The sequence below is a fragment of the Microbacterium salsuginis genome (assembly GCF_012524205.1).
GTDB lineage: Bacteria > Actinomycetota > Actinomycetes > Actinomycetales > Microbacteriaceae > Microbacterium > Microbacterium salsuginis.
Genome location: NZ_JABACI010000001.1, coordinates 208,206 through 229,889, shown reverse-complemented (window position 1 = coordinate 229,889; position 21,684 = coordinate 208,206). Strand labels below are relative to the sequence as shown.

Annotated in this window: 23 protein-coding genes; 11 read left to right on the top strand and 12 right to left on the bottom strand. The window is 69.2% G+C overall.

Features of this window, described 5'->3' with window-relative positions:
- Positions 1-8 precede the first annotated feature (8 nt).
- Both hutH and HF576_RS01050 read left to right on the top strand, forming a co-directional pair.
- On the top strand, positions 9-1,574 hold the full coding sequence (hutH, locus tag HF576_RS01055; RefSeq protein ID WP_168910939.1) for a histidine ammonia-lyase: 1,566 nt from the start codon (positions 9-11) through the stop codon (positions 1,572-1,574).
- 65 nt (positions 1,575-1,639) lie between these two features.
- Entirely contained in the window at positions 1,640-2,227 is a 588-nt protein-coding gene (locus HF576_RS01050; RefSeq protein WP_168910938.1) for a TetR/AcrR family transcriptional regulator, read from the top strand.
- 3 nt (positions 2,228-2,230) lie between these two features.
- Here the strand turns inward: HF576_RS01050 and HF576_RS01045 are convergent, their stop codons facing one another.
- From HF576_RS01045 to HF576_RS01030, 4 genes are all read right to left on the bottom strand, one after another.
- A complete protein-coding gene (locus HF576_RS01045) occupies positions 2,231-2,803 on the bottom strand; it encodes a YdeI/OmpD-associated family protein (protein ID WP_168910937.1) in 573 nt (190 codons plus the stop codon).
- Positions 2,804-2,830: 27 nt separating this feature from the next.
- The gene (locus HF576_RS01040) at positions 2,831-4,219 is read right to left on the bottom strand and encodes an MFS transporter (RefSeq protein ID WP_168910936.1); all 1,389 of its coding nucleotides are present in this window, start codon (positions 4,217-4,219) and stop codon (positions 2,831-2,833) included.
- Positions 4,220-4,306: 87 nt separating this feature from the next.
- On the bottom strand, positions 4,307-4,798 hold the full coding sequence (locus tag HF576_RS01035; RefSeq protein WP_168910935.1) for a GNAT family N-acetyltransferase: 492 nt from the start codon (positions 4,796-4,798) through the stop codon (positions 4,307-4,309).
- A 92-nt stretch (positions 4,799-4,890) separates the two neighbouring features.
- Positions 4,891-5,544, bottom strand: a complete 654-nt coding sequence (locus HF576_RS01030) for an HDIG domain-containing metalloprotein (protein WP_168910934.1) — start codon at positions 5,542-5,544, stop codon at positions 4,891-4,893.
- Positions 5,545-5,668: 124 nt separating this feature from the next.
- Here HF576_RS01030 and hutU point away from each other — a divergent pair, with 124 nt between their 5' ends.
- Positions 5,669-7,366 (top strand): urocanate hydratase, encoded by a 1,698-nt coding sequence (gene hutU, locus HF576_RS01025; RefSeq protein ID WP_168910933.1) that lies wholly within the window; start codon positions 5,669-5,671, stop codon positions 7,364-7,366.
- Positions 7,367-7,444: 78 nt separating this feature from the next.
- Entirely contained in the window at positions 7,445-8,713 is a 1,269-nt protein-coding gene (gene hutI, locus HF576_RS01020; protein WP_168910932.1) for an imidazolonepropionase, read from the top strand.
- Between the two features lie 22 nt (positions 8,714-8,735).
- Here the strand turns inward: hutI and HF576_RS01015 are convergent, their stop codons facing one another.
- Genes HF576_RS01015 through HF576_RS01000 form a run of 4 tightly spaced genes read right to left on the bottom strand, consistent with a single transcriptional unit; the run spans position 8,736 to position 11,839 of the window.
- Positions 8,736-9,218, bottom strand: coding sequence for a SixA phosphatase family protein (locus HF576_RS01015; protein WP_168910931.1), 483 nt, complete (start codon positions 9,216-9,218; stop codon positions 8,736-8,738).
- The gene (locus HF576_RS01010) at positions 9,215-10,153 is read right to left on the bottom strand and encodes an agmatinase family protein (RefSeq protein WP_425522961.1); all 939 of its coding nucleotides are present in this window, start codon (positions 10,151-10,153) and stop codon (positions 9,215-9,217) included. Before HF576_RS01010 ends, HF576_RS01015 begins: the two co-directional genes overlap by 4 nt.
- Before the next feature lie 20 nt (positions 10,154-10,173).
- Positions 10,174-10,548 (bottom strand): gamma-glutamylcyclotransferase family protein, encoded by a 375-nt coding sequence (locus HF576_RS01005; RefSeq protein WP_343234136.1) that lies wholly within the window; start codon positions 10,546-10,548, stop codon positions 10,174-10,176.
- A gap of 19 nt (positions 10,549-10,567) precedes the next feature.
- A complete protein-coding gene (locus tag HF576_RS01000) occupies positions 10,568-11,839 on the bottom strand; it encodes a DUF445 domain-containing protein (protein WP_168910930.1) in 1,272 nt (423 codons plus the stop codon).
- A gap of 76 nt (positions 11,840-11,915) precedes the next feature.
- Between HF576_RS01000 and HF576_RS00995 the strand changes: the two genes are divergently transcribed.
- Complete coding sequence (locus HF576_RS00995; RefSeq protein ID WP_205834609.1) at positions 11,916-12,233, top strand: hypothetical protein; 318 nt, start codon at positions 11,916-11,918, stop codon at positions 12,231-12,233.
- A 5-nt stretch (positions 12,234-12,238) separates the two neighbouring features.
- Here the strand turns inward: HF576_RS00995 and HF576_RS00990 are convergent, their stop codons facing one another.
- The 3 genes from HF576_RS00990 to HF576_RS00980 form a co-directional block, all read right to left on the bottom strand.
- The gene (locus tag HF576_RS00990; protein WP_168910929.1) at positions 12,239-13,414 is read right to left on the bottom strand and encodes an acyl-CoA dehydrogenase family protein; all 1,176 of its coding nucleotides are present in this window, start codon (positions 13,412-13,414) and stop codon (positions 12,239-12,241) included.
- 73 nt (positions 13,415-13,487) lie between these two features.
- The gene (locus HF576_RS00985; RefSeq protein WP_168910928.1) at positions 13,488-14,264 is read right to left on the bottom strand and encodes an alpha/beta fold hydrolase; all 777 of its coding nucleotides are present in this window, start codon (positions 14,262-14,264) and stop codon (positions 13,488-13,490) included.
- Positions 14,265-14,294: 30 nt separating this feature from the next.
- Positions 14,295-14,792: a MarR family winged helix-turn-helix transcriptional regulator gene (locus HF576_RS00980; protein WP_168910927.1), complete on the bottom strand. Its 498-nt coding sequence runs from the start codon at positions 14,790-14,792 to the stop codon at positions 14,295-14,297.
- 149 nt (positions 14,793-14,941) lie between these two features.
- Here HF576_RS00980 and HF576_RS00975 point away from each other — a divergent pair, with 149 nt between their 5' ends.
- Together HF576_RS00975 and HF576_RS00970 are read left to right on the top strand one after the other, a co-directional pair.
- Entirely contained in the window at positions 14,942-15,325 is a 384-nt protein-coding gene (locus tag HF576_RS00975; protein WP_168910926.1) for a DUF7882 family protein, read from the top strand.
- Between the two features lie 18 nt (positions 15,326-15,343).
- Complete coding sequence (locus HF576_RS00970) at positions 15,344-15,748, top strand: pilus assembly protein CpaE (RefSeq protein WP_168910925.1); 405 nt, start codon at positions 15,344-15,346, stop codon at positions 15,746-15,748.
- Between the two features lie 23 nt (positions 15,749-15,771).
- On the opposite strand, the gene HF576_RS00965 is transcribed toward HF576_RS00970, so the two are convergent.
- Positions 15,772-16,977 (bottom strand): MFS transporter, encoded by a 1,206-nt coding sequence (locus tag HF576_RS00965; protein ID WP_168910924.1) that lies wholly within the window; start codon positions 16,975-16,977, stop codon positions 15,772-15,774.
- 402 nt (positions 16,978-17,379) lie between these two features.
- Between HF576_RS00965 and nrdH the strand changes: the two genes are divergently transcribed.
- Genes nrdH through nrdF form a run of 4 tightly spaced genes read left to right on the top strand, consistent with a single transcriptional unit; the run spans position 17,380 to position 21,210 of the window.
- On the top strand, positions 17,380-17,613 hold the full coding sequence (gene nrdH / locus HF576_RS00960; protein WP_109210303.1) for a glutaredoxin-like protein NrdH: 234 nt from the start codon (positions 17,380-17,382) through the stop codon (positions 17,611-17,613).
- A 1-nt stretch (position 17,614) separates the two neighbouring features.
- Positions 17,615-18,064 carry a class Ib ribonucleoside-diphosphate reductase assembly flavoprotein NrdI gene (nrdI, locus tag HF576_RS00955; protein ID WP_168910923.1) on the top strand — a complete coding sequence of 150 codons (450 nt, stop codon included), beginning with the start codon at positions 17,615-17,617 and terminating at the stop codon, positions 18,062-18,064.
- Positions 18,065-18,069: 5 nt separating this feature from the next.
- On the top strand, positions 18,070-20,202 hold the full coding sequence (nrdE, locus tag HF576_RS00950) for a class 1b ribonucleoside-diphosphate reductase subunit alpha (protein ID WP_205834830.1): 2,133 nt from the start codon (positions 18,070-18,072) through the stop codon (positions 20,200-20,202).
- Positions 20,203-20,235: 33 nt separating this feature from the next.
- On the top strand, positions 20,236-21,210 hold the full coding sequence (gene nrdF, locus HF576_RS00945; RefSeq protein ID WP_168910921.1) for a class 1b ribonucleoside-diphosphate reductase subunit beta: 975 nt from the start codon (positions 20,236-20,238) through the stop codon (positions 21,208-21,210).
- The last annotated feature ends 474 nt before the right edge of the window (positions 21,211-21,684 follow it).

Sequence of the window (21,684 nt, the reverse complement as noted above, 5' to 3'; positions counted from 1 at the left end):
ATCGACGCATGAGCACAGTGCACGAGACTCGCGAGAACACCGTCGTCGTGATCGGCGCCGCTCCGCTGCGCCCCGAGGACGTCGTCGCCGTCGCGCGGCACGGCGCCCGCGTCGAGGTCGCTCCGGAGTCGCTCGAGCGCGTCGCCACGACACGCGCGCTTGTCGAGGGGCTCGCCGACGACCCTGAACCGCACTACGGCATCTCGACGGGATTCGGTGCGCTGGCCACGACCTTCATCGCGCCCGACCGCCGCGTGCAGCTGCAGGCCAGCCTCATCCGCTCCCACGCCGCGGGCACCGGGCCAGAGGTGGAGCGTGAGGTCGTACGGGCGCTGATCCTGCTGCGGCTGCAGACACTCGCGACCGGCCACACCGGTGTGCGGCCGGTCGTGGTCGAGACCTACGCGGCGATGCTCAACGCGGGGATCACCCCGATCGTGCGCGAATACGGCTCCCTGGGATGCTCGGGCGACCTCGCCCCGCTGTCGCACGTCGCGCTCGCCGCGATGGGAGAGGGCGAGGTCCGCACGGCGGAGGGCGCCCTCGTGCCGGCCGCCGACGCTCTCGCCGCGGCATCCCTTCACCCTCTCGTGCTGCGGGAGAAGGAGGGGCTCGCGCTCATCAACGGCACCGACGGCATGCTCGGGATGCTGCTGCTCGCGATCCACGACCTGTCGATGCTGCTCGATACGGCCGATGTCGCGGCCGGGATGTCGGTCGAGGCGCAGCTCGGCACCGACGCGGTGTTCGCCGCCGATCTGCAGGCGCTGCGTCCCCAGCTCGGTCAGGCGGCGTCGGCGGCGAACCTGCGCGCTGTGCTCGCCGATTCGCCCATCGTCGCCTCCCACCGCGACCCCTCTGTCTGCACGCGGGTGCAGGACGCGTACTCGCTGCGCTGCTCGCCGCAGGTTCACGGCGCCGCCCGCGACACCGTGGACCACGCGCGTCTGATCGCGTCGCGCGAGCTCGCCGCCGCCGTCGACAATCCCGTGATCACCGACGACGGTCGGGTGCAGTCCAACGGCAACTTCCACGGCGCACCTGTCGCCTACGTGCTGGACTTCCTCGCGATCGCGGTGGCCGATGTGGCCTCGATCTCGGAGCGCCGCACCGATCGCGCGCTGGATCCCGCGCGCAGCAACGGATTGCCGCCGTTCCTCGCGCACGAAGTGGGCGTGGACTCCGGCCTGATGATCGCGCAGTACGCCGCGGCCGGGATCGTCTCGGAGCTCAAGCGGCTCGCGGTGCCGGCATCCGTCGACTCCATCCCCTCCTCGGCGATGCAGGAGGATCATGTGTCGATGGGCTGGGCGGCGGCGCGCAAGCTTCGCCGCGCCATCGACGGACTCTCGCGCGTGCTCGCGATCGAGGTGCTGACGGCCGCCCGCGCCCTCGATCTGCGAGCGCCGCTGCAGCCCGGTCCCGCGACCGGCGCTGTGCGCGATCTGGTGCGTGGCGCCGGGGTCGATGGTCCGGGGACCGACCGGTTCCTCTCACCGGAGATGGAGGACGTGGCGGCGCTCGTGAAGAGCGGCGCGGTGGCGGATGCCGGCCTCGGGCACGCTCGCACCTGAGCAAATCCCCGTTCGTCGTCGCCGGTCCCGATAAGCTGAACAGAGTTGTACGGGAAGGAGCGACGATGGCTGCGGTGACCACACAGGCGAAGCGCGCCGATGCGCGGCGCAACATCGAGGCCATCGTCGACGCGGCCACCGCGCTGCTGGCAGTGAATCCCGATGCGAGCGTGCAGGACATCGCGAAGGCCGCGGGCGTGGGAAGGGTCACCCTCTACGGGCACTTCGACTCGCGCACGGCCCTGATCACGGAAGTCGCCACTCGGGCCATCGCGCAGACCGAGGAGTCCTTGCGCGATCTCGACCTCAGCGGCGATCCGCGCGAGGCGATGGCGCAGCTGCTCGACGCGACCTGGCAGCTCACGCATCGCTTCGGAGCCATCGTCGTCGCCGCCGGGCAGGCGCTGCCGCCCGACGAACTGCGGCGTGCGCACGAGGGTCCTGCGAAGCGCGTGCGCGCGCTCCTGCGGCGCGGCCGGCAGGAGCAGAAGTTCCGGGCGGACATGCCGGTCGAGTGGCAGATCACCACGATCCAGGCCGTGCTGCACGCCGCTTCCGGTGCGGTTCACCGCGGCGAGATCGCGGCCGCGGACGCCCCTCGACTCGTCACCGGGACGGTGCTCGGGGCGCTCGCGGCGCCCGCGGGCTCGTGACGGTCAGTGAATGGTCTCGCCCCGTCTGAGCATCTCGACATAGTCGGCGACGCGGGCTGCACGCGACGCCGGCCGCTTCAGATTGGCCACGCGGAAGGCCATCGCGAACCGATTCTGCGCCGACTGGGACGCGAACGCCTGGGCGATCGAGGGGTCCGCGTCGAGGGCTTCCTGGAGCTCCGCCGGTAGCTCGGCGTCGCGTTGCCGATACGCGTTGTCCCATCGCCCGTCCGCCTTTGCGCGGTCGATCTCGCGCTGTCCCTGAGGCCGCATGCGACCTTCTTCGATCAGCCGGGTCACGTGACCGATGTTGACCTTCGACCACATGCTTCGGGTCCGCCGTGGCGTGAAGGTGTGCAGGTAGTAGTCGGCATCGAGCGATTGGGACTGGCCGTCGATCCACCCGAAGCACAGTGCGACATCGAGCGCTTCGGCGTACGTGATGCCGGGCTTGTTCGTCGCCTTCTTCCGCAGTCGCAGTCGCACACCGTTCGGGTCCGGGTCCGCGTCCAACCAGGCTTCCCACTCCGCGACCGTGTCGACGTGCAGTTCGGGCTTGCTCGTGCTGTTCGCCATCTGGGGAGGATAGCCCTGCCCTCCGACTCACTGCGCAGCCGGCGCGCGCCCCGGCACCACCAGCACCGCGACCGCGGCAGCGACCGCGGCCACGACCACGCCGAACCACAGTGCGAGGTTGTACGCGGTGAGCGAACTGCCGACGAGCGCGGCCGCGGCCACGCTCGACACCGCCGAGACGCCGGTCGCCGCGCCGAACTCGTGCATGGTGCTGAGCGCGCCCGACCCGACACCTGCCTCATGCGGTGCGACAGCGGTGAACATGCTGGTCGAGGCGGCGACGAACACCATGCCGATCCCGAATGCCGCGACGCTCATCGCGATGACGAGCACCGTCATGCTGGCGATCGCCGCGGCGGCGGTCAGCCCGATCGCGGTGATGACGAGGCCGGTGACGGCGATCGTGCGCAGACCGAACCGGGGAAGCGTCCGGCCGCCGACCTGCGCGCCGGCGATCGTGCCGATGGCGACGGGGAGGAACACCAGGCCGGTGTCGAGGGCGGAGAATCCGTGCACGCGCTGGAAGATGAACGAGCCCAGGAAGAAGACGGCGATCATCAGCGCTGTCGCGACGAAGATGAGGCCGAGCCCGGCGATGACCGGGCGACGTGCGAGCATGCCGAGGTCGATCAGCGGGGCGCGAGCCACGCGCTGTCGCCATGCGAAGAGCGCGTATCCGATCGCGCCGGCGAGGATCGGCAGCAGCACGACAGGGCTCAGCCAGCCGGCCTCGCCGGCTGCCACGAGTCCGTAGATCACGGCCGCGGTCGAGAGCGTCACGAGCCCGGCGCCGAGCCAATCGAGTGCGCCGCCGGCTCCGGACAGCTTCGGCACGGTGCGCTGGAGCGCGACGAAGAGGAGGACTCCGATCGGGACGTTGACCCAGAACACCCAGGACCAGCCGGGGCCGGATGTCAGCAGTCCGCCGAGCAGGACGCCGAGCGCTGCGCCGGCGCCTCCCAGCGCGGACCACACGCCGAGCGCTTTGGCCAGCTCGGCGCCTGAGAAGGTGCGCGCGATGACTGATAGGGCCGCGGGCGACATCGCCGCCGCCCCCAGGCCCTGCACGCCGCGACCGACGAGCAGCGTGACCGGATCCGAAGCGAATCCCGTCAGCAGCGACGCGATCGTGAACACCGCGAGTCCGGTGAGGACCACCCTGCGGCTGCCGAACACGTCGGCCGCCTTGCCGCCGAGCAGCATCAGGCCGCCGAAGACGAGGGCGTAGATGCTGACGACCCACGTCAGTGCGCTGCGCGAGAGCTCGAGCTCCGCGCCGATCTGCGGGAGCGCCAGCGCGACGACGGTGACGTCGATGATCAGCATGAGCTGGGCGATCCCGAGGAAGGCCAGCATCTGCCAGCGACGACGGTACTGCTCGGTCGCCACGGGCGTTTCACGAGGAGAGGTCGACATCGTTTCACCCTTCGAAGAAGTCGAACAACTATGTACGGGATGAAGATAACATGAACACGAGTGTTCAACAAGAGAACGCGAGACGCGTCAGGACGTCGGGCGCCAGCTGAACATCGCCTTCGTCGTCATGGCGGCGCCGAGGCGCAGGTAGAACCGGTGTGCCGCCTCGTTGTCGGCCCGCGCACCCCACACGATGGCGAGTCGCTCGGGCCTGGCGAGCTCCGCGACCGCCTCCATCAGCTCACGGCCCACGCCCCGGTCGCGCGCCTCGGGCCGGACCCAGAGGTCGTCCAGGGCGATGAGGTCCGACGCCGACCAGAGATGGAACCGTCGGAGCGTCGAGACGTAGCCGACAGGCCGCTCACCGTCGAGGGCGAGCAGCACGCGGACGTCGTCGCGCGCCAGCATCGACTCCCAGTCGGCGGCGGTCGCCTGCACGTGATCCCCCTGGTGCGCGGCGATCTCGCGGACGAGTGTGTCGACGAGCACGGCATCCACCGGGGTCGCCCGCCGGATCCGGATGCCGGTCGGCAGAGTGTGGGGGAGTCCCGTCCCCGAGGGGGCAGAGGTGTCGCTCATGAATCCCGCTCCTTCCGCGTCCCGCACGGTTGGTGAACAGCAGTGTACGAGTTAGGACGCGGGCGTCACGCTAGCAAACCGAACACATATGTTCAAGATTCGCGCAGTGGCGGCAGCGTCGCTGCGACCCGCAGCCACGGGATCGACGCATCCGGTCGGGCAGCGGCGCCGCGCGCGTCGCCGTCGCAGCGCACCACGACAGCCCACTCCTCGAGCGACGCTCCGGCGGCACGCAGACGATCGCGCAGCCGCTTCACCGCCTTCGGACTCGGCCGGCCGGCCACCGACACGTGCGCCATGTGGGTCGCGATGATGGCGGATGCCGCACGCACGAGCGGGTCAGGCAGCCCGAGCCTGCGCCCCAGAGAGGCGGCGATCTCGGCGCCTCGCTCGGCGTGGCCGTAAGACGTGATGCGGCCGTTGCGTCGCTGGGTCGTCTCGGGCTTGCCGATGTCGTGCCACAGCGCCGCGAGTACGAGCAGCTCCCGCGAGTCGGCTGGTGTGGGCGCCGCGGTCTCATCGGCATGCTGCGCGGCAAGGTCGGCTGCCCACAGGGAGTGCACGAGCACGTCGCCCTCGGGATGCCATGTCGGGTCCTGCGGCGTGCGGCCGAGAGCGGCGAGCTCGGGGATCCCGTCGATGAGGCCTCCGTCGCGCAACTGCTTCGACGGCACGCCCGGCCCGCGGAGGATCGCTCGGAGCTGATCTCCGCGTGCGCGGTCGGCAGGAGCCGTTGCGGCGGTCATGCCTGCCATTGGATCAGTCCCTGCCACCCCCGGGCAATGCCCGGGGGTGGCGAGTCTGGTATCTCAGACGCCGGGCCGGCGAATGCCGTTGCCGCAGCGCGGTCCGGCGTGTGGAATCGACCTCATGACCGACACGATCCAGGCCGGGAGCACCTCGCGCGCTGCGCGAACCGTCCGTGCGCCGCGCGGCGGCGAGCGCACGGCGAAGAGCTGGGGCGCCGAAGCCGCCAAGCGCATGCTCATGAACAACCTCGACCCGGAGGTCGCGGAGCACCCGGAGGACCTCGTCGTGTACGGCGGCACCGGCAAGGCCGCCCGCAGCTGGGAGGCGTACGACGCGATCGTCCGCACCCTCGACGAGCTCGAGCCCGACGAGACGCTCCTGGTGCAGTCGGGCAAGCCGGTCGGCGTCTTCCGTACGCACGAGTGGGCGCCGCGCGTGCTCATCGCCAACTCCAATCTCGTGGGGGACTGGGCGACGTGGCCCGAGTTCCGCCGGCTCGAGCACCTGGGCCTCACGATGTACGGGCAGATGACCGCGGGCTCATGGATCTACATCGGCACGCAGGGCATCCTGCAGGGCACGTACGAGACCTTCGCCGCCGTCGCCCGGTCCCTCGGCCGCGACGACCTGGCCGGCACCCTGACGCTCACCGCCGGCTGCGGCGGCATGGGCGGCGCGCAGCCGCTCGCGGTGACCCTCAACGGCGGAGCGGTGCTGATCGTCGACGTCGACGAATCCCGGCTCCAGCGCCGAGTCGAGCACGGCTACCTCGACGAGTACACCACCGACCTCGACGACGCGGTCGCCCGTGTCGTGGCGGCCAAGAATGCGGGCCGAGCACTGTCGGTCGGCGTCGTGGGCAACGCGGCCGAGGTCTTCGGCGACGTCCTGCTCCGCCACCGCGCGGGCGAGGTCGCGGTCGACGTCGTCACCGACCAGACGAGCGCGCACGACCCGCTGGCCTATCTGCCCGCGGGCATCGCGTTCGAGGACTGGAGGGCCGAGGCATCCCGCGACCCCGAGGCCTTCACGGCTCGCGCGCGCGGGAGCATGGCCAAGCACGTGGCGGCGATGGTGGGTTTCATGGATGCCGGAGCCGAGGTCTTCGACTACGGCAACTCGCTGCGGGCCGAGGCGCAGCTCGGCGGGTTCGAGCGGGCCTTCGCCTTTCCGGGTTTCGTGCCGGCATACATCCGCCCGCAGTTCGCGGAAGGCCGCGGACCCTTCCGCTGGGTGGCGCTGTCGGGGGACCCCGAAGACATCCGCAAGACGGACCGCGCGATGAGGGAGCTGTTCCCCGACAACGCCGGGCTGGTGCGCTGGCTCGAGAAGGCCGGCGACGCGGTGCACTTCGAGGGGCTGCCCGCGCGCATCTGCTGGCTCGGCTACCAGGAGCGTCACCTCGCCGGCCTGAAGTTCAACGAGATGGTGGCCGCAGGTGAGCTCGCCGGTCCCATCGTGATCGGGCGCGACCACCTCGACGCCGGTTCCGTCGCCTCGCCCTATCGCGAGACCGAGGCCATGGCCGATGGGTCGGACGCGATCGCCGACTGGCCGCTGCTGAACGCGCTGCTGAACACGGCGTCGGGCGCGGCGTGGGTCTCGATCCACCACGGGGGCGGCGTCGGCATCGGACGCAGCATCCATGCCGGACAGGTCACGGTGGCCGACGGCACGGCCCTGGCGGCGCAGAAGCTCGAGCGCGTGCTCACCAACGATCCGGGCACCGGGGTCATGCGTCACGTCGACGCGGGCTACGATCGCGCGAAGGAGGTCGCCCGTGAGCGCGGCCTGAACGTGCCGATGCTCGGTGCGTAGCGACGGCGCTCTCGTCCAGAATCCACGTCTGCGAGGATTCGCGACCGCCGTGAAGTCTGGCGAGGGAAGAGGGATGCCGTGGGCGCGACCTTGATCACGAACATCGGCGAGCTGACGACCAACGTCGGCCGCGACGGTGACCTCTGCGGCACGCTCCACGACGCCGCCGTGCTGATCGAGGGCACGCGCATCGCGTGGGTGGGGGCTGCGTCGGACGCCGCTGCGCGCATCTCCGACCGCGACATCGCATCGACCCGCCCGGGTGTGGGAGAGCAGCTGCGGTCTCAGCGTCCGAACGACATCACACGCCACCGCGGCGTTGGAGGAGGCGGGGTCGAGATCGTCGACGCGGGCGGCCGGGCGGTGATCCCGGGGTTCGTCGACAGCCACACGCATCTCGTCTTCGGCGGCGATCGTGCCGACGAGTTCGAGGCGCGCATGACCGGCACGCCGTATGCCGCCGGTGGCATACGGCGGACGGTGGCGGCGACCCGCGCGGCGAGCGACGAGGAATTGCGCGGGAGGCTCGCCGGATTCGTCGCCGAGCTGCACGCGCAGGGGACGACGACGTTCGAGATCAAGACCGGTTACGGGCTCACCGTGGCCGACGAAGCACGCCTCGCCCGGCTCGCGGCCGAGGTCACCACCGAGGTCACGTTCCTCGGCGCGCACGTCGTGCCGGCCGAGTACGCCGATCGCCGTGAGGAGTACGTCGAGCTCGTGTGCGGCGAGATGCTCCGAGCGTGCACGGCGCACAGCCGCTGGATCGACGTGTTCTGCGAGCGGGGCGCGTTCAGCCCGGCCGAGAGCGAGCGCATCCTCGTGGCGGGCATCGCCCACGGACTCGCGCCCCGTGTGCACGGCAACCAGCTCGGGCCGGGCGAGGGCGTGCGCCTCGCAGTGGCGCTGGAGGCGGCATCCGTCGACCACTGCACATACCTGAGCGACGCCGACGTCGCGGCCCTGGCGGGCTCGCGGACCGTGGCCACCTTGCTGCCCGGCGTCGAGTTCTCGACGCGCCAGCCCTACCCCGACGCTCGCCGACTGATCGATGCGGGAGTGACCGTCGCGCTCGCCAGCGACTGCAACCCGGGATCGAGCTTCACGAGTTCGATGCCGCTCATGGTCGCGCTCGCCGTCCGCGAGATGGGCATGACCCCGGCCGAAGCCGTGTGGGCGGCGACCGCCGGCGGTGCGCAGGCTCTGCGCCGCGAGGACGTCGGCGGAATCGCCTCGGGCATGCGAGCCGACCTCGTACTGCTCGACGCCCCCACGCGTGTGCACCTGGCCTACCGGCCCGGCGTGCCGCTGGTGCGGAGCGTGTGGGTAGGCGGCGAGCGGCTCTGAGAGCGGCGAGACCTCGGCGCCCTCAGCGGGGTGTGTCGATGGTCCACTCGGCCGGATCGACGGCGGTGGCCACCTCCCAGTCCTCGTCGTCCCAGCGGAATCTCGCGACGGCGCACGTGGGCATGTGGGCGATGCCGTCACCCGACAGCTGAGCCGCGAGCACGCTCATCCCGGGGTCGTGCGCCACGACGAGCACGGATCGGAGTCCGGTCGCCGCGGCGGCGGCGAGCAGGGCGCGCGCCGGCGCCCCATAGAGCTCGGGGGCGAGCGTCACGGCGGCGCCGAGCTCTTCGGCGAACGCCTCGGCCGTCGAGCGGGCCCGCACCGCAGTGCTCGAGAGAATCGCGTCGGGCCGGAATCCCGTCTCGGCGAGCCGCCGCGCCATGCGCGGCGCGTCGCGCCGGCCACGATCGTTCAGCGGACGGTCGTGGTCGTCCAGATGAGGGTCACCCCAGTCGGATTTCGCGTGCCGCACCAGCACGAGCGTGATCCCTGCGCCGGTCATCGCGCGATCGCCTTTGCCGCGAGAAGTTCCAGGACGCACAGCGCCGCGAGCCGCACGGTGCGCCCGTCGGGGGCATCCGCCGTCGCGTCGACCTCGACGATATCGGCGCTGTGCACGCGGGAGTCGGATGCCGCGGCCCGCACGAGCGCACGCAGCTCCCACGCCTGCAGGCCACCGGGGACCGAGGCCGGGCAGCCCGGGGCGACCGCGCGGTCGCACACGTCCACGTCGATGTCGAGATGGATCGGGCCCCCGCCGGAGCCCGCGATCGCGAGCGCCTCGGCGACCACGTCCGGGATGCCACGACGCCGCACCTCGTCGAGGGTGATGACGGTGATGCCGAGGTCGACGGCGCGGCGCGCGTACGCGGCGGAGTTGGCGAAGTCGGCGATCCCCACCTGCACGATGCGGTGCGGGTCCATGCCGGCCTCGACGAGCCGACGCACCGGCGATCCGTTCGACACGCCGTCGCGCAGGTCGAAGTGCGCGTCGAGGGTGATCAGCCCGGATGCTGCCGCGCCCTGTGCGACCGCGTACGTGATCGAGTTGTCTCCGCCGAGCGCCACCACGAGGTCGGCGCGCTCTCTGAGGGCGGCGACAGCGGTGCGGGCGGACGCCTCTCCTGCCGGCCCGTCCGGTTCGTCGACGTCGCCGGCGTCCGCGATGCGCAGCACCTCGTGGAGGTCGATCGGCGGCGGTCCGAGCAGCGTGGGACTGAAGCGGCGCAGCGCCGCCCGGACGGCGGCCGGTGTGGCGTGGGCTCCCGTCGGCGAGAGCGACGTGCGGAAGGCGGGAAGACCCAGCACCGCGGCATCCCATCTGCCCTCATCGTCGAGGCGGGGCCAGCCGCCCGCTCGGGGCCACAGCGGATCGACCCCGAGCTGATCGGCCCGGGGAGGATCGACGGAACGCGGCGGGTCAGCGGAAGGAGTCACTCCACGACGCTACCCCCGCGTCATGCCGAGACGTAGACCCAGGCCGCACGTCCGCTGGCCAGCACGACCGAGGCCCGCCGGTAGAGCGCGACCTCGTACTCGTCCGACGCGTCGAGTTCGTCGTCGGTGACCCACAGTGCCCTGCCCAGCACCTTGTCGAGTGGGTTGCCGGTCGCGCGCACGATCGGATGCACCGCCAGCCCGGACAGGTCCACGACGCGCGGATCCGCGATCTCGGCGTAGTCGACGGTGTACCCCGGTAGTGCGTCGTCGTCACCGTTGATCAGGCGCCCGAACGTGTCGAGCTGCACCTCCGCGTGCTGGAGGGTGCCGTAGCTGAAGAGGAGCTGCGTGGGTTCGTCCGTGGGCTGGTCGATGGGCTCGTCGCGCGACACGGCTTCAGGCTAGCCCGCCTCACCCCAGAAATGCGTGGGCGACGGAGAAGATGGCGAGCCCCGCGAGCGCCCCGACGATCGTGCCGTTCAGTCGGATGTACTGCAGGTCGCGTCCCACCATGAGCTCGATCTTCTCCGTCGTCTCGGCGGGGTCCCAGCGCTCCACGGTGTCGGTGATGATCGACGCGATGTCGTGGCGGTAGCGCTCGACGAGGAAGACGGCGGCGTCCGTCGCCCAGGAGTCGACACGGCGCTGCAGCGCGGCATCCGTCGTCAGCCGCTCGCCGATCTCGGCCAGCGCCTGAGTCGCGCGGCGACGCAGGCCGCTGTCGGGGTCGGCCAGCGAACGCAGCAGTCCCGCTTTCGCGGTGTTCCACGCCTCGGCGGCCAGTGCCCGCATGCGCGGGCTGTCGAAGACCGCGTGCTTGGCGTCTTCGAGCCGGCCGATCGTGGCGGGGTCGTGCTGCAGGTTGTCGGCGAGGCGTTCGAGGTACCCGTCCACCGCGCGGCGGGCAGGATGATCGGCGTCGGCACGGACCGCCGCCACGAACTTGACCGCCTCGTTGTACACGGTGTCGTCGACGAGCCGGTGGGCGACCGAGGGCACCCACGACGGCAGCCGCCGCGAGACGAGGCCGGTGAACGCGGCCTGGTTGGCGGCCAGCCACGTCGCGATGTTCTCCAGCGCCATGTCGACGGCGCCGTGGTGCGCCCCGGAATCGACGATCCGCCCGAGCCACTCGCCCAGCGGCGGACCCCACTCCGGGGAGATGAGGTGCTCGCGCGCGAGGTCTTCGATGACGTCCTGCACGTCGTCGTCGCTGAGCGCCTGCAGCACGCCGGCGGCCATGACGGATGCCTCGGCCGCCACGCGCTCGGCGTGCGCGGGATGCCGCAGCCAGTCGCCGAGCCTGGACGCGATCGCCGTCGCCTCGAGCTTGGTGCGCACGACGTCGCCGCGGAGGAACTCGGTCTCGACGAACTCGCCCAGAGTCCGCCCGATCTCGTTCTTGCGGCTGGGGATGATCGCCGTGTGCGGGATCGGGATTCCGAGCGGATGCCGGAACAGGGCCGTCACGGCGAACCAGTCGGCCAGCGCGCCGACCATGCCGCCCTCGGCCGCGGCACGGACGTAGGCGAGCGCGGGAACCTGCTGCTGGAAGGCGAACGCGACGGCGAACAGCACGGCCATGAACAGCAGCGCGCCCAGCGCGACGCCTTTCATGAATCGCAGTCCGCGCCGGCGCTCCTGGTCGGCGGCGCTCAGCAGGTGGGTCGGAGTTCGCGCCATGCGGTCATCCTCGCACGGGCCCCCGTATGCGCCGCGAGCCCTTCCGTCGCGCCCAGGATCATCGCAGGATGGGCTCATGACCTCGCACCAGCCCGTCGTCCGCGTGTGGCGCGGCGTGATCCGCACTCAGGAACGCGACGAGTACGTCGAGTACGTCGAACGCACCGGGATGGGGGAGTACCGGGCGACGCCGGGCAACCTCGACGCCTGGATCCTCACGCGCGACCTCGGCGACGGCACGACCGAGATCCTCACGGTGTCGCGATGGGAGTCGATGAACGCCGTCCGCAGCTTCGCCGGGGCCGACGTCGACGCCGCGGTGTACTACCCCGAGGACGACGACTTCCTGGTGCAGCGCGACGAGACCGTGCGCCACTACATCCAGGACGCCTGAGTCCGCTACTCCTGCAACGGCCCGAGCCACGCGGTCGCGACGGTCGAGTGCGCCGACTCGGGGTCGGAAGGATGGAACAGCCCTGCCAGCACATCGCGGTAGAGGCGGCCGAGCTCGTTGCGCGAGAAGTACGACGAGCCGCCCGCGACCAGCACGGCGTCGTCCACGATCGCCTTCGCCGCCGTGACGGCACGGTGCTTGACGCCCGCCAGCAGCGAGAACCACCGTGGGCCGTGGTCCGCGAGCACGTCGACGTCTCGGCTGAGAGACTCGATCTGCGGCGGCAGCGCATCGTACGCGAGAGCCATGCCGGCGATGCGCCAGCGGATGTCGGGATCCTGGCTGTACGCCTTGCCGGTGCGCTTGGACGTGCGCCCGCCGGCGGCCGTGACCGCGAGGTCCAGCGCCCGACGCGCGATTCCGGTGTACACCGACGCCAGGAGCAGCTCGAAGACGCTGAAGATGCCGAACACGAGGGGATCGGGGTTCGGCCCGGGCGCGAGCCGACGCACCACTCGGTCAGCGGGAGCGAGTGCGCCGTGCAGCTCGGTCGTGCGGGACTGCGTCGCCCGCATACCGAGGGTGTCCCAGTCGTCGCGCACCACGACGCGGTCCGCCTGCACCTCGGACCGCGGCACGAACGCGTAGACCATCTGCGGGGCGTCCGGGGAGGACGTGTCCAGGCCGTGCAGGCCGAGCTGGGTCCACACCGGGGCGAGCGAAGTGAAGATCTTGGTGCCGGTGAACGCATAGCCGCCGTCAGGGAGCGGCGCGGCATCCGTCCCGCTCCCGAACAGCACCAGATCGTTCCCCGCCTCGCTGATCCCGAACGCGAACACCTCGCCTGCCGCTGCTCCCTCCTGCACGAATCGCAGGGCGTCGATGCCGCGGTCCGCCATCACCTTCGCGACGCCCGTCCACACCAGATGCATGTTGATCGCGAGGGCGGTGGCCGGTGCCGCTCCCGCCAGCCGCTGCTGCAGAACGGATGCCTCGGCCAGCCCGAGGCCCAGACCGCCCAGCTCGCGGGGCACCAGGATGCCCAGATAACCGGCCTGCTTCAGGTCGGCGAGGTCGTCGTCGGGGAACGTGTTCTCGCGGTCGTGCCGCGCTGCGCGCTCGCGCAGACGCTCGAGCAGCTCGTCGGACAGGATCGCGGTCGGGTCGAATTCAGCGGTCACGATCCCATTGTGGCCGCGGGTGGCGCGTCGTGGGCCGGGTGGGCGGATGCGGGCGCTGCACCACGCGGGCGCCTCAGCGGCTGAGGCCCCAGCCCTCGAGGACATCGCGGAGTGCGGAGAGGGTCGCCTCGGGTCGGTCGCGATGAGGCGAGTGACCCGCGCCCGGCACCACCGACATCCCGAACCGCGGATTCCGCGCCACGACCGACTCGGCCGGCTTGCCGCGGAAGATCGAGTAGACGGCGGGGTCCGACGCGATCACGTGGGTGGGCACGTCGACGCGGATCGCGGCATCCGTCACGTCCCACGTCTCATTCTGCGAGCTGGTCTGCTCGACCGCCCAGCGGCTCGCCTGCTGCGCCGACAGTGCCTTGAGCTCGACGTCGTGCTCGTGCCAATCGGGGTGCTCGGCCCGCACGGCGGCTCGGCTCGGGTCATCGAACGAGCGCGTCTGGCTGTCGCGCACGATCTCGCGGTCGCGTCCGGTGAGCGCGATCGCGGGGTCGACGAGGACGAGGTGGCGAGTCCACTGCGGATCCTCCGCGGCGGCGATGACGGATGCCGCGGCACCGAGCGAATGCGCGACGACGAGGTCCCACGCGCTCGTGCCGGGCGGGCGGGTCGGGGCCAGGTCGGCGGCGTACGCGGCGATGCGGTAGTCCAACGCGCGCGGAGCCGTTCCATGACCGCGAAGGTCGACAGCATCCGCTCGCCATCCGGCTTCGGCGAGGGCGACCCCGTACCGCCACATGAGTGCGCCGTTCGATCCCAGTCCGTGGACCAGCAGAGCGTGGCGGGAAGCGGTGGCCGACCCCCAGGTCAGGCGAGGGAGGAGGACGGGGGCAGTCATGACCTCCAGCCTAGGGTCGCCTCATGCCCGTCACACGAACTTGTCGAGCTCCTCCGCGATGCGCCGCACGACGTCGGCCGCGCACTCGGCTTCGTGCTCGGGCAGCCCGTCGATGACGGCGACGATCGCGGAATGATGCGGCGCGAAGGAGTCGTCCACGCGCTGGACCGCGGCATCCGTCGCAACGAGGTAGTGCGCGCGCCGGTCGGTCGGGTGGTCGACGCGCTGGACGTACTCGCGGGCGACGAGCCGGTCCACGACGTTCGTGACGGTCGCACTCGAGGTGTTGAGCATCACCATCAGGTCTTTCGGACCGAGGTCACGGCCGTCACGGCGACCCTGCACGAGGTAGCGCAGTGCGGTGAGATCCATCGTCGAGAGCTCTGACGACTGCTGCGCCTGCTCCATCTGATTGCGCTCGGCCCGCCACAAGTGAAGGATCGCCTCACTCAGCCTGCGACCGGCGTCGGTCTTGGGCTGTTGTGAGTACAGGTGCTCGCTTTCGTGACGCACGACGGTGAGTGGCATGGCAAACCTCCGCGAAGCTTCGAGAGCCCCAGCATAGTACACCACCGCATAGGACAGATTGATGATTTCTTAGTTAGTGAGATACATATAAACTGAACTAGAAACTTGCTGTACAAGATGCAGCAGAACTTGGGAGAAGGGGAAGAGACATGGCGCACCTCTACTACGGGTCCGAGACGGGTCCCGCTGAGATCCCCGACCGGATCTTGGCGCACGTGAAAGTCGTCGCGACCACCAAGCTCCGGCGAGGCGAGAGCTTCCTTCTCACTTGGCGGCACTGCGATCCGGATGCACCGGGTCGCACCTCGATCTGGATGCAGCCGTCGATCCCGTTGCGGTTCGTCTTCGCGAACCCCGACCCCGAGCCCCTGGACGGAGAGTACCTGCGGGACCTCGCGAACCAGGCCAACTCGAGCGGCGGCATCGTGCTCGAGTGGGCGGACGAGGCAGCTCTGCTCGCCGAGCCGGCGTTCGCCCCGGCGCCGGCCGCGGAGGTTGCACGCCGCGAGGCGGGAGAGCTCGTCGCGGCGTGATGGTCCCACAATGGAGGGATGATCTCGACCGAAATGGCTGTCGCGCTGCGCGATGCCGGGCTGGTGTGGCACCCGAGCTCGGGTGACCGGTTCCAGCTCGACGAGCCGGAGTTCGAGGCCGATGTGTTCACCGTCAGTGAGATGACGATCGAGCCGCGCGAGTATCCGACCGGACGCATCCTCGCCTTCAACGGCACGACGGAGTGGGCGCTGGACTCCGTGGCGCTGGAGGACGCCCTGTGGCTGCCGCACGAGCACCAGCTGCGCGAGCTGCTGCGCGGCGCGTTCCGGGCACTGCGGCGGCTGCCTGACACTCATGAGGTCGAGATCGTGATCGGTGACGAGCACCGCGCGTTCCAGCATCCCGAACCCGCCGATGCATACGCGCTCGCAGTTCTGGAGCTGCTGCGCCGGATCGCCTAGCGATCTGGTGCGGCCGGACCAGCTCAGCCGATCGTCTGGACGGGTTCGGTGTCGGGGATCGGGCTCGCATCCCGATGCCGCAGATCGGGGAAGCCGCGAACGAAGATGATGGCGACCGCCAGACCCGCGATGGCGAACCCGCCGGCGGCCACGTAGGCGCCGGTGGGACCGATGTCGTCGATGAGGAACCCCGCGATCGCCGATCCCGCGGCCGCGCCGATGAGCTGGCCGGTGCCGATCCACCCGAAGGCCTCGGCGGTGTCGCTGAACTTCACGCTCGCCGACGTCATGGCGTAGATCACCGCCAGCGCGGGAGCGATGCCCGCCCCCGCGAGCAGAAGGGTGCCTCCGAGCCACCACACGTTGAGCGACACGACGGTCAGGGCGATGCCCACCGTGAAGATCCCGAGGCGTCGCGCCATCGCCCAGCGCCCGATCGGCAGGTGACCGAACGACAGGCCACCCGCCAGACTGCCCACGGCGAACACGCCGAGGACGAGACCGGCTTCGAGGCCGCCGTGGTCGAACGTGGCGACGACGCCGGCCTCCACCGCCGCACACGCGCCGATGAGGAGGAATCCGACGATCGTCGCAAGGAGCACTGGCGGCCGGGCGAGGACGCGGCCAAGGCGCCGCCGGCTGCGCGGGATGCGCACGCGACCGACCTCCGGGGAGAGGATGAACCACGCGCCACCGCCGATGAGCGTCGCCACGATGAGCAGAAGCGCCGGGACGGTGCCCGCCTGCGTCGCGACGAAGGTGATGAGCACCGGCGCGAAGATCCAGATGATCTCCTGCAGCGACGCATCGAGCGAGAACAGCGGAGTGAGCTGCCTGGACGTGACCATCTTGGGGTAGATCGTGCGCACGGCCGACTGGACGGGCGGCGTGGCCAGGCCGCAGATCAGGCCAAGCGCCATGTACGCCGGCAGCGGGAGGAGAAGGAGTGCGATCGCCGCCAGCGACGCGGCGCAGACGGCGAGCGTCGCCGTGAGCACCCGGCGCATGCCCCAGCGTCCCATCCATCGGCTGGTCACCGGGCCGGCGACCGCCTGGCCGACCGACGTGGCCGCCAGCACCAAGCCGGCGGCGCCGTAAGACCCCGTCACGTGCTCGATGTGCAGCAGGATCGCCAGGCTCGTCATGCCGTTCGGGAAGCGCGCGGTCAGCTGCGCGGCGATGATGCGACCGACTCCCGGAGTGCGAAGGAGATCACCGTAGCCAGCCACCACACAACGCTACTGCGGGTGCCGTTCCGGTGTGCACCGGACGTGCGTGCATGCCCGCTGCGCGACACGCCGCGACACGCCGGGGACGCCATCCACAGGCACATCCGATGTCGGGGGCCGCGCGTAGCGTCCCCTCTGTGGATGGATGCGGCCGCGGCATCCGAAACGCGCGTGATTCAGGGATTTTCCAGACTCGTGATCACGTCGCCGGCTGTGGATGAATCGGTGGAGAACCTGTGTTGTACATGGGGACAACGGTGGAAAATCACACGGATGTAACTACTAGCCCTTGTGGTGCTATCGAATGTCGGCACCCATATGTAGTATTGGACTCCCGGTGGGGGGCCTGCCGGAGAATCACCCGGATTCTTCCGGAAGAGTACTGAGGAGAGCAGAATCGACATGGCGATCACGGTCTACACGAAGCCCGCGTGCGTACAGTGCACGGCGACCTACCGAGCGCTGGACTCGAAGGGTATCGAATACGAAATCCACGACCTCTCGCAGGACCCCGCGGCCCTCGAGCAGGTCAAGGCGCTCGGCTACCTCCAGGCGCCCGTCGTCATCACCGACGAAGACCACTGGTCGGGCTTCCGCCCCGACAAGATCGACGAACTCGCCTCGCGTCTGGCCTGACATGTCGGCGCTCACGACGCGGCGCGTCGTGACGGACGCGCCGCTGCTGGTCTACTTCTCGAGCATCTCGGGGAACACCGCGCGCTTCATCGACAAGCTGGGCGCACGGGCGGTGCGGATCCCCCTCCACGGGACCGATCCGCCGCTCGTGGTCGACGAGCCCTTCATCCTCGTCACACCGACCTATGGCGGAGGCCAGGGCCGGGGCGAGGAGAAGGGCGCCGTTCCCAAGCAGGTGATCCGGTTCCTCAACGACGAGCGCAACCGGCGCCACATCCGCGGAGTCATCTCCGCGGGAAACACCAACTTCGGCGAGCACTTCTGTCTCGCCGGCGACATCATCAGCCGCAAGTGTCATGTGCCGCACTTGTACCGGCTCGAGGTATTCGGCACGCCTGAAGACGTGGAACGCGTGAGCGAGGGATTGGAAAGATGGCAGACACTGCACTGACCGAGATGACATTCAAGACGGAGGCGCGCTTCGAGGGCATGGACTACCACGCCCTCAACGCGATGCTCAACCTGTACGACGCCAACGGCAAGATCCAGTTCGACGCCGACAAGCGCGCCGCGCGGGAGTACTTCCTGCAGCACGTGAACCAGAACACGGTGTTCTTCCATTCGCTCAAGGAGCGCCTGGACTACCTGGTCGAGAAGGAGTACTACGAGCCGGCCGTGCTCGAGAAGTACTCGTTCGAGTTCATCCAGAAGCTCAACGACTTCGCCTACGGCAAGAAGTTCCGTTTCGAGACGTTCCTCGGAGCGTTCAAGTACTACACCAGCTACACGCTCAAGACCTTCGACGGCAAGCGCTACCTCGAGCGCTTCGAAGACCGCGTCGTCATGACGGCCCTCGCCCTCGCCGACGGCGACGAGCAGCTCGCGACCAGCCTCGTCGACGAGATCATCTCGGGCCGGTTCCAGCCGGCGACTCCGACGTTCCTCAACGCCGGCAAGGCTCAGCGCGGCGAGCTCGTGTCGTGCTTCCTGCTGCGCATCGAAGACAACATGGAGTCGATCTCGCGCGGCATCAACTCGTCGCTGCAGCTGTCCAAGCGCGGCGGCGGCGTCGCGCTGCTGCTGTCGAACATCCGCGAGTCCGGCGCGCCGATCAAGCAGATCGAGAACCAGTCCTCCGGCATCATCCCCGTGATGAAGCTGCTCGAAGACAGCTTCAGCTACGCCAACCAGCTCGGAGCACGCCAGGGCGCCGGCGCGGTCTACCTCAGCGCCCACCACCCCGACATCATGCGGTTCCTCGACACCAAGCGCGAGAACGCGGACGAGAAGATCCGCATCAAGACGCTCTCGCTCGGCGTCGTCGTTCCCGACATCACGTTCGAGCTCGCCAAGAACGGCGAGGACATGTACCTCTTCTCGCCGTACGACGTCGAGCGCGTCTACGGCGTGCCCTTCGGCGACATCTCGGTCACCGAGAAGTACCGCGAGATGGTCGACGACCCGCGGATCAAGAAGACGAAGATCAACGCGCGCGAGTTCTTCCAGACCCTCGCCGAGATCCAGTTCGAGTCGGGCTACCCGTACATCATGTTCGAAGACACGGTGAACAAGGCCAACCCGATCAAGGGCCGCATCAACATGTCGAACCTCTGCAGCGAGATCCTGCAGGTGAACACGCCGACGACCTTCAACGAGGACCTGTCCTACGGCCAGATCGGCAAGGACATCTCGTGCAACCTGGGCTCGCTCAACATCGCGCTGGCGATGGACGGCGGCGACCTGGCCAAGACGGTGGAGACCAGCATCCGCGCTCTCACCGCGGTCAGCGACCAGAGCCACATCCGCTCCGTGCGCTCGATCGAGGACGGCAACGACCGCTCGCACGCCATCGGCCTGGGCCAGATGAACCTGCACGGCTACCTCGCTCGCGAGCATGTGTACTACGGCTCGGAAGAGGGCGTCGACTTCACCAACATCTACTTCTATTCGGTGCTGTTCCACGCCCTGACCGCCTCGAACAAGATCGCGATCGAGCGCGGCCAGGTGTTCGACGGCTTCTGGGACTCGAAGTACGCCACGGGCGAGTTCTTCGACAAGTACATCGAGCAGGAGTGGACGCCGGCGACCGACAAGGTCAAGGACATGTTCGCCGGACACCACATCCCGACGCAGGACGACTGGCGCCAGCTCAAGGCCTCGATCCAGCAGTACGGCATCTACAACCAGAACCTGCAGGCGGTGCCCCCGACCGGCTCGATCTCGTACATCAACAACTCGACGAGCTCGATCCACCCGATCGCCGCGAAGATCGAGATCCGCAAGGAAGGCAAGCTCGGTCGCGTCTACTACCCGGCCGCGTTCATGACCAACGACAACCTGGAGTACTACCAGGACGCATACGAGATCGGCTACGAGAAGGTCATCGACACGTACGCCGCCGCCACGCAGCACGTCGACCAGGGTCTGTCGCTGACGCTGTTCTTCAAGGACACCGCCACCACGCGCGACATCAACAAGGCGCAGATCTACGCGTGGCGCAAGGGCATCAAGACGATCTACTACATCCGCCTCCGCCAGATGGCGCTGGAGGGCACGGACATGACGGAATGCGTCTCGTGCACACTTTGATGGTCTGATCTGGGATTTTTAGGAAGAGAGAATATGAGCGAGAAGCTCCAGCTCCTGGATCACGTCCAGGCCATCAACTGGAACCGGATCCAGGACGACAAGGACCTCGAGGTGTGGAACCGCCTCGTGAACAATTTCTGGCTGCCCGAGAAGGTGCCGCTGTCCAACGACATCCAGTCGTGGAACACGCTCACCCCCGAGGAGCGGACCCTGACGATGCGGGTGTTCACGGGCCTGACGCTGCTCGACACGATCCAGGGCACCGTGGGCGCCGTGTCGCTCATCCCCGACGCGATCACTCCGCACGAGGAGGCGGTGTACACCAACATCGCGTTCATGGAGTCGGTGCACGCGAAGTCCTATTCATCGATCTTCTCGACGCTGTGCTCGACGAAGGAGATCGACGAGGCCTTCCGGTGGTCGGTCGAGAACGAGAACCTTCAGAAGAAGGCTCGCATCGTGATGGAGTACTACCGAGGTGACGAGCCGCTCAAGCGCAAGGTGGCATCCACCCTGCTGGAGTCGTTCCTGTTCTACTCCGGCTTCTACCTGCCGATGCACTGGTCGTCGCGGGCGAAGCTGACCAACACGGCCGACCTCATCCGCCTCATCATCCGTGACGAGGCCGTGCACGGGTATTACATCGGCTACAAGTTCCAGAAGGGTCTCGAGAAGGTCGACGAGGCGACGCGAGCCGACATCAAGGACTACACGTTCTCGCTGCTGTACGAGCTCTACGACAACGAGATCCAGTACACGCAGGACCTCTACGACGGAGTCGGCCTCACCGAGGACGTCAAGAAGTTCCTGCACTACAACGCCAACAAGGCCCTCATGAACCTGGGCTACGAGGCGATGTTCCCCGCGACCGTCACCGACGTGAACCCGGCGATCCTGTCGGCGCTGTCGCCCAACGCCGACGAGAACCACGACTTCTTCAGCGGGTCGGGTTCGTCGTACGTGATCGGCAAGGCCGAGGCCACCGAGGACGAGGACTGGGACTTCTAGGTCCGCACCAGTGACGAGCGCCCTGCCCGACTGCTGTCGGGCAGGGCGCTCGTCATTGGGCCGCCCCGCAATGGGGAAACCGCGCGAGACCTCCGAAGTGTCGAGCCCCCCGACGAGACCCCGGTGGCACTAATGTCAAAGCCAGGGCGTCCCCAGCGCCCTCGGAGACGGTGTCCCCAGCACCCCTCCATGCCACGGAGCTCGTTCGCCTTGGGGGAGTTCGATAGCCGTGGCGGCTGGGTCCCGGCATCCCCTGCCGGGGCCCAGCGTTCGCACTCCGCGTGCGTTCCGCCGAGTCGCGTAATAGAACCGCGGCGCATCCGTCTCTATCGGAGGGGTGTATGCCGGAGCCCCGGTCCGGCGTCCCCGGCCGCGAGTCCCGAGTTCGCGGCCATCGGGGGCGCCGGCCGTCTCGCGCCGGCCCCCCGGTCATCCTCCTCGCATGGATTCGGCACCTACCCTTTCGCCGGCACG

What these genes read in the sequence shown, in the direction of transcription:
- hutH (WP_168910939.1), top strand. Translation starts at nt 9, where the DNA reads ATGAGCACAGTGCACGAGACTCGCGAGAACACCGTCGTCGTGATCGGC.
- HF576_RS01050 (WP_168910938.1), top strand. Translation starts at nt 1,640, where the DNA reads ATGGCTGCGGTGACCACACAGGCGAAGCGCGCCGATGCGCGGCGCAAC.
- HF576_RS01045 (WP_168910937.1), bottom strand. Translation starts at nt 2,803, where the DNA reads ATGGCGAACAGCACGAGCAAGCCCGAACTGCACGTCGACACGGTCGCG.
- HF576_RS01040 (WP_168910936.1), bottom strand. Translation starts at nt 4,219, where the DNA reads ATGTCGACCTCTCCTCGTGAAACGCCCGTGGCGACCGAGCAGTACCGT.
- HF576_RS01035 (WP_168910935.1), bottom strand. Translation starts at nt 4,798, where the DNA reads ATGAGCGACACCTCTGCCCCCTCGGGGACGGGACTCCCCCACACTCTG.
- HF576_RS01030 (WP_168910934.1), bottom strand. Translation starts at nt 5,544, where the DNA reads ATGACCGCCGCAACGGCTCCTGCCGACCGCGCACGCGGAGATCAGCTC.
- hutU (WP_168910933.1), top strand. Translation starts at nt 5,669, where the DNA reads ATGACCGACACGATCCAGGCCGGGAGCACCTCGCGCGCTGCGCGAACC.
- HF576_RS01015 (WP_168910931.1), bottom strand. Translation starts at nt 9,218, where the DNA reads ATGACCGGCGCAGGGATCACGCTCGTGCTGGTGCGGCACGCGAAATCC.
- HF576_RS01000 (WP_168910930.1), bottom strand. Translation starts at nt 11,839, where the DNA reads ATGGCGCGAACTCCGACCCACCTGCTGAGCGCCGCCGACCAGGAGCGC.
- HF576_RS00995 (WP_205834609.1), top strand. Translation starts at nt 11,916, where the DNA reads ATGACCTCGCACCAGCCCGTCGTCCGCGTGTGGCGCGGCGTGATCCGC.
- HF576_RS00985 (WP_168910928.1), bottom strand. Translation starts at nt 14,264, where the DNA reads ATGACTGCCCCCGTCCTCCTCCCTCGCCTGACCTGGGGGTCGGCCACC.
- HF576_RS00980 (WP_168910927.1), bottom strand. Translation starts at nt 14,792, where the DNA reads ATGCCACTCACCGTCGTGCGTCACGAAAGCGAGCACCTGTACTCACAA.
- HF576_RS00975 (WP_168910926.1), top strand. Translation starts at nt 14,942, where the DNA reads ATGGCGCACCTCTACTACGGGTCCGAGACGGGTCCCGCTGAGATCCCC.
- HF576_RS00970 (WP_168910925.1), top strand. Translation starts at nt 15,344, where the DNA reads ATGATCTCGACCGAAATGGCTGTCGCGCTGCGCGATGCCGGGCTGGTG.
- nrdH (WP_109210303.1), top strand. Translation starts at nt 17,380, where the DNA reads ATGGCGATCACGGTCTACACGAAGCCCGCGTGCGTACAGTGCACGGCG.
- nrdI (WP_168910923.1), top strand. Translation starts at nt 17,615, where the DNA reads ATGTCGGCGCTCACGACGCGGCGCGTCGTGACGGACGCGCCGCTGCTG.
- nrdE (WP_205834830.1), top strand. Translation starts at nt 18,070, where the DNA reads ATGACATTCAAGACGGAGGCGCGCTTCGAGGGCATGGACTACCACGCC.
- nrdF (WP_168910921.1), top strand. Translation starts at nt 20,236, where the DNA reads ATGAGCGAGAAGCTCCAGCTCCTGGATCACGTCCAGGCCATCAACTGG.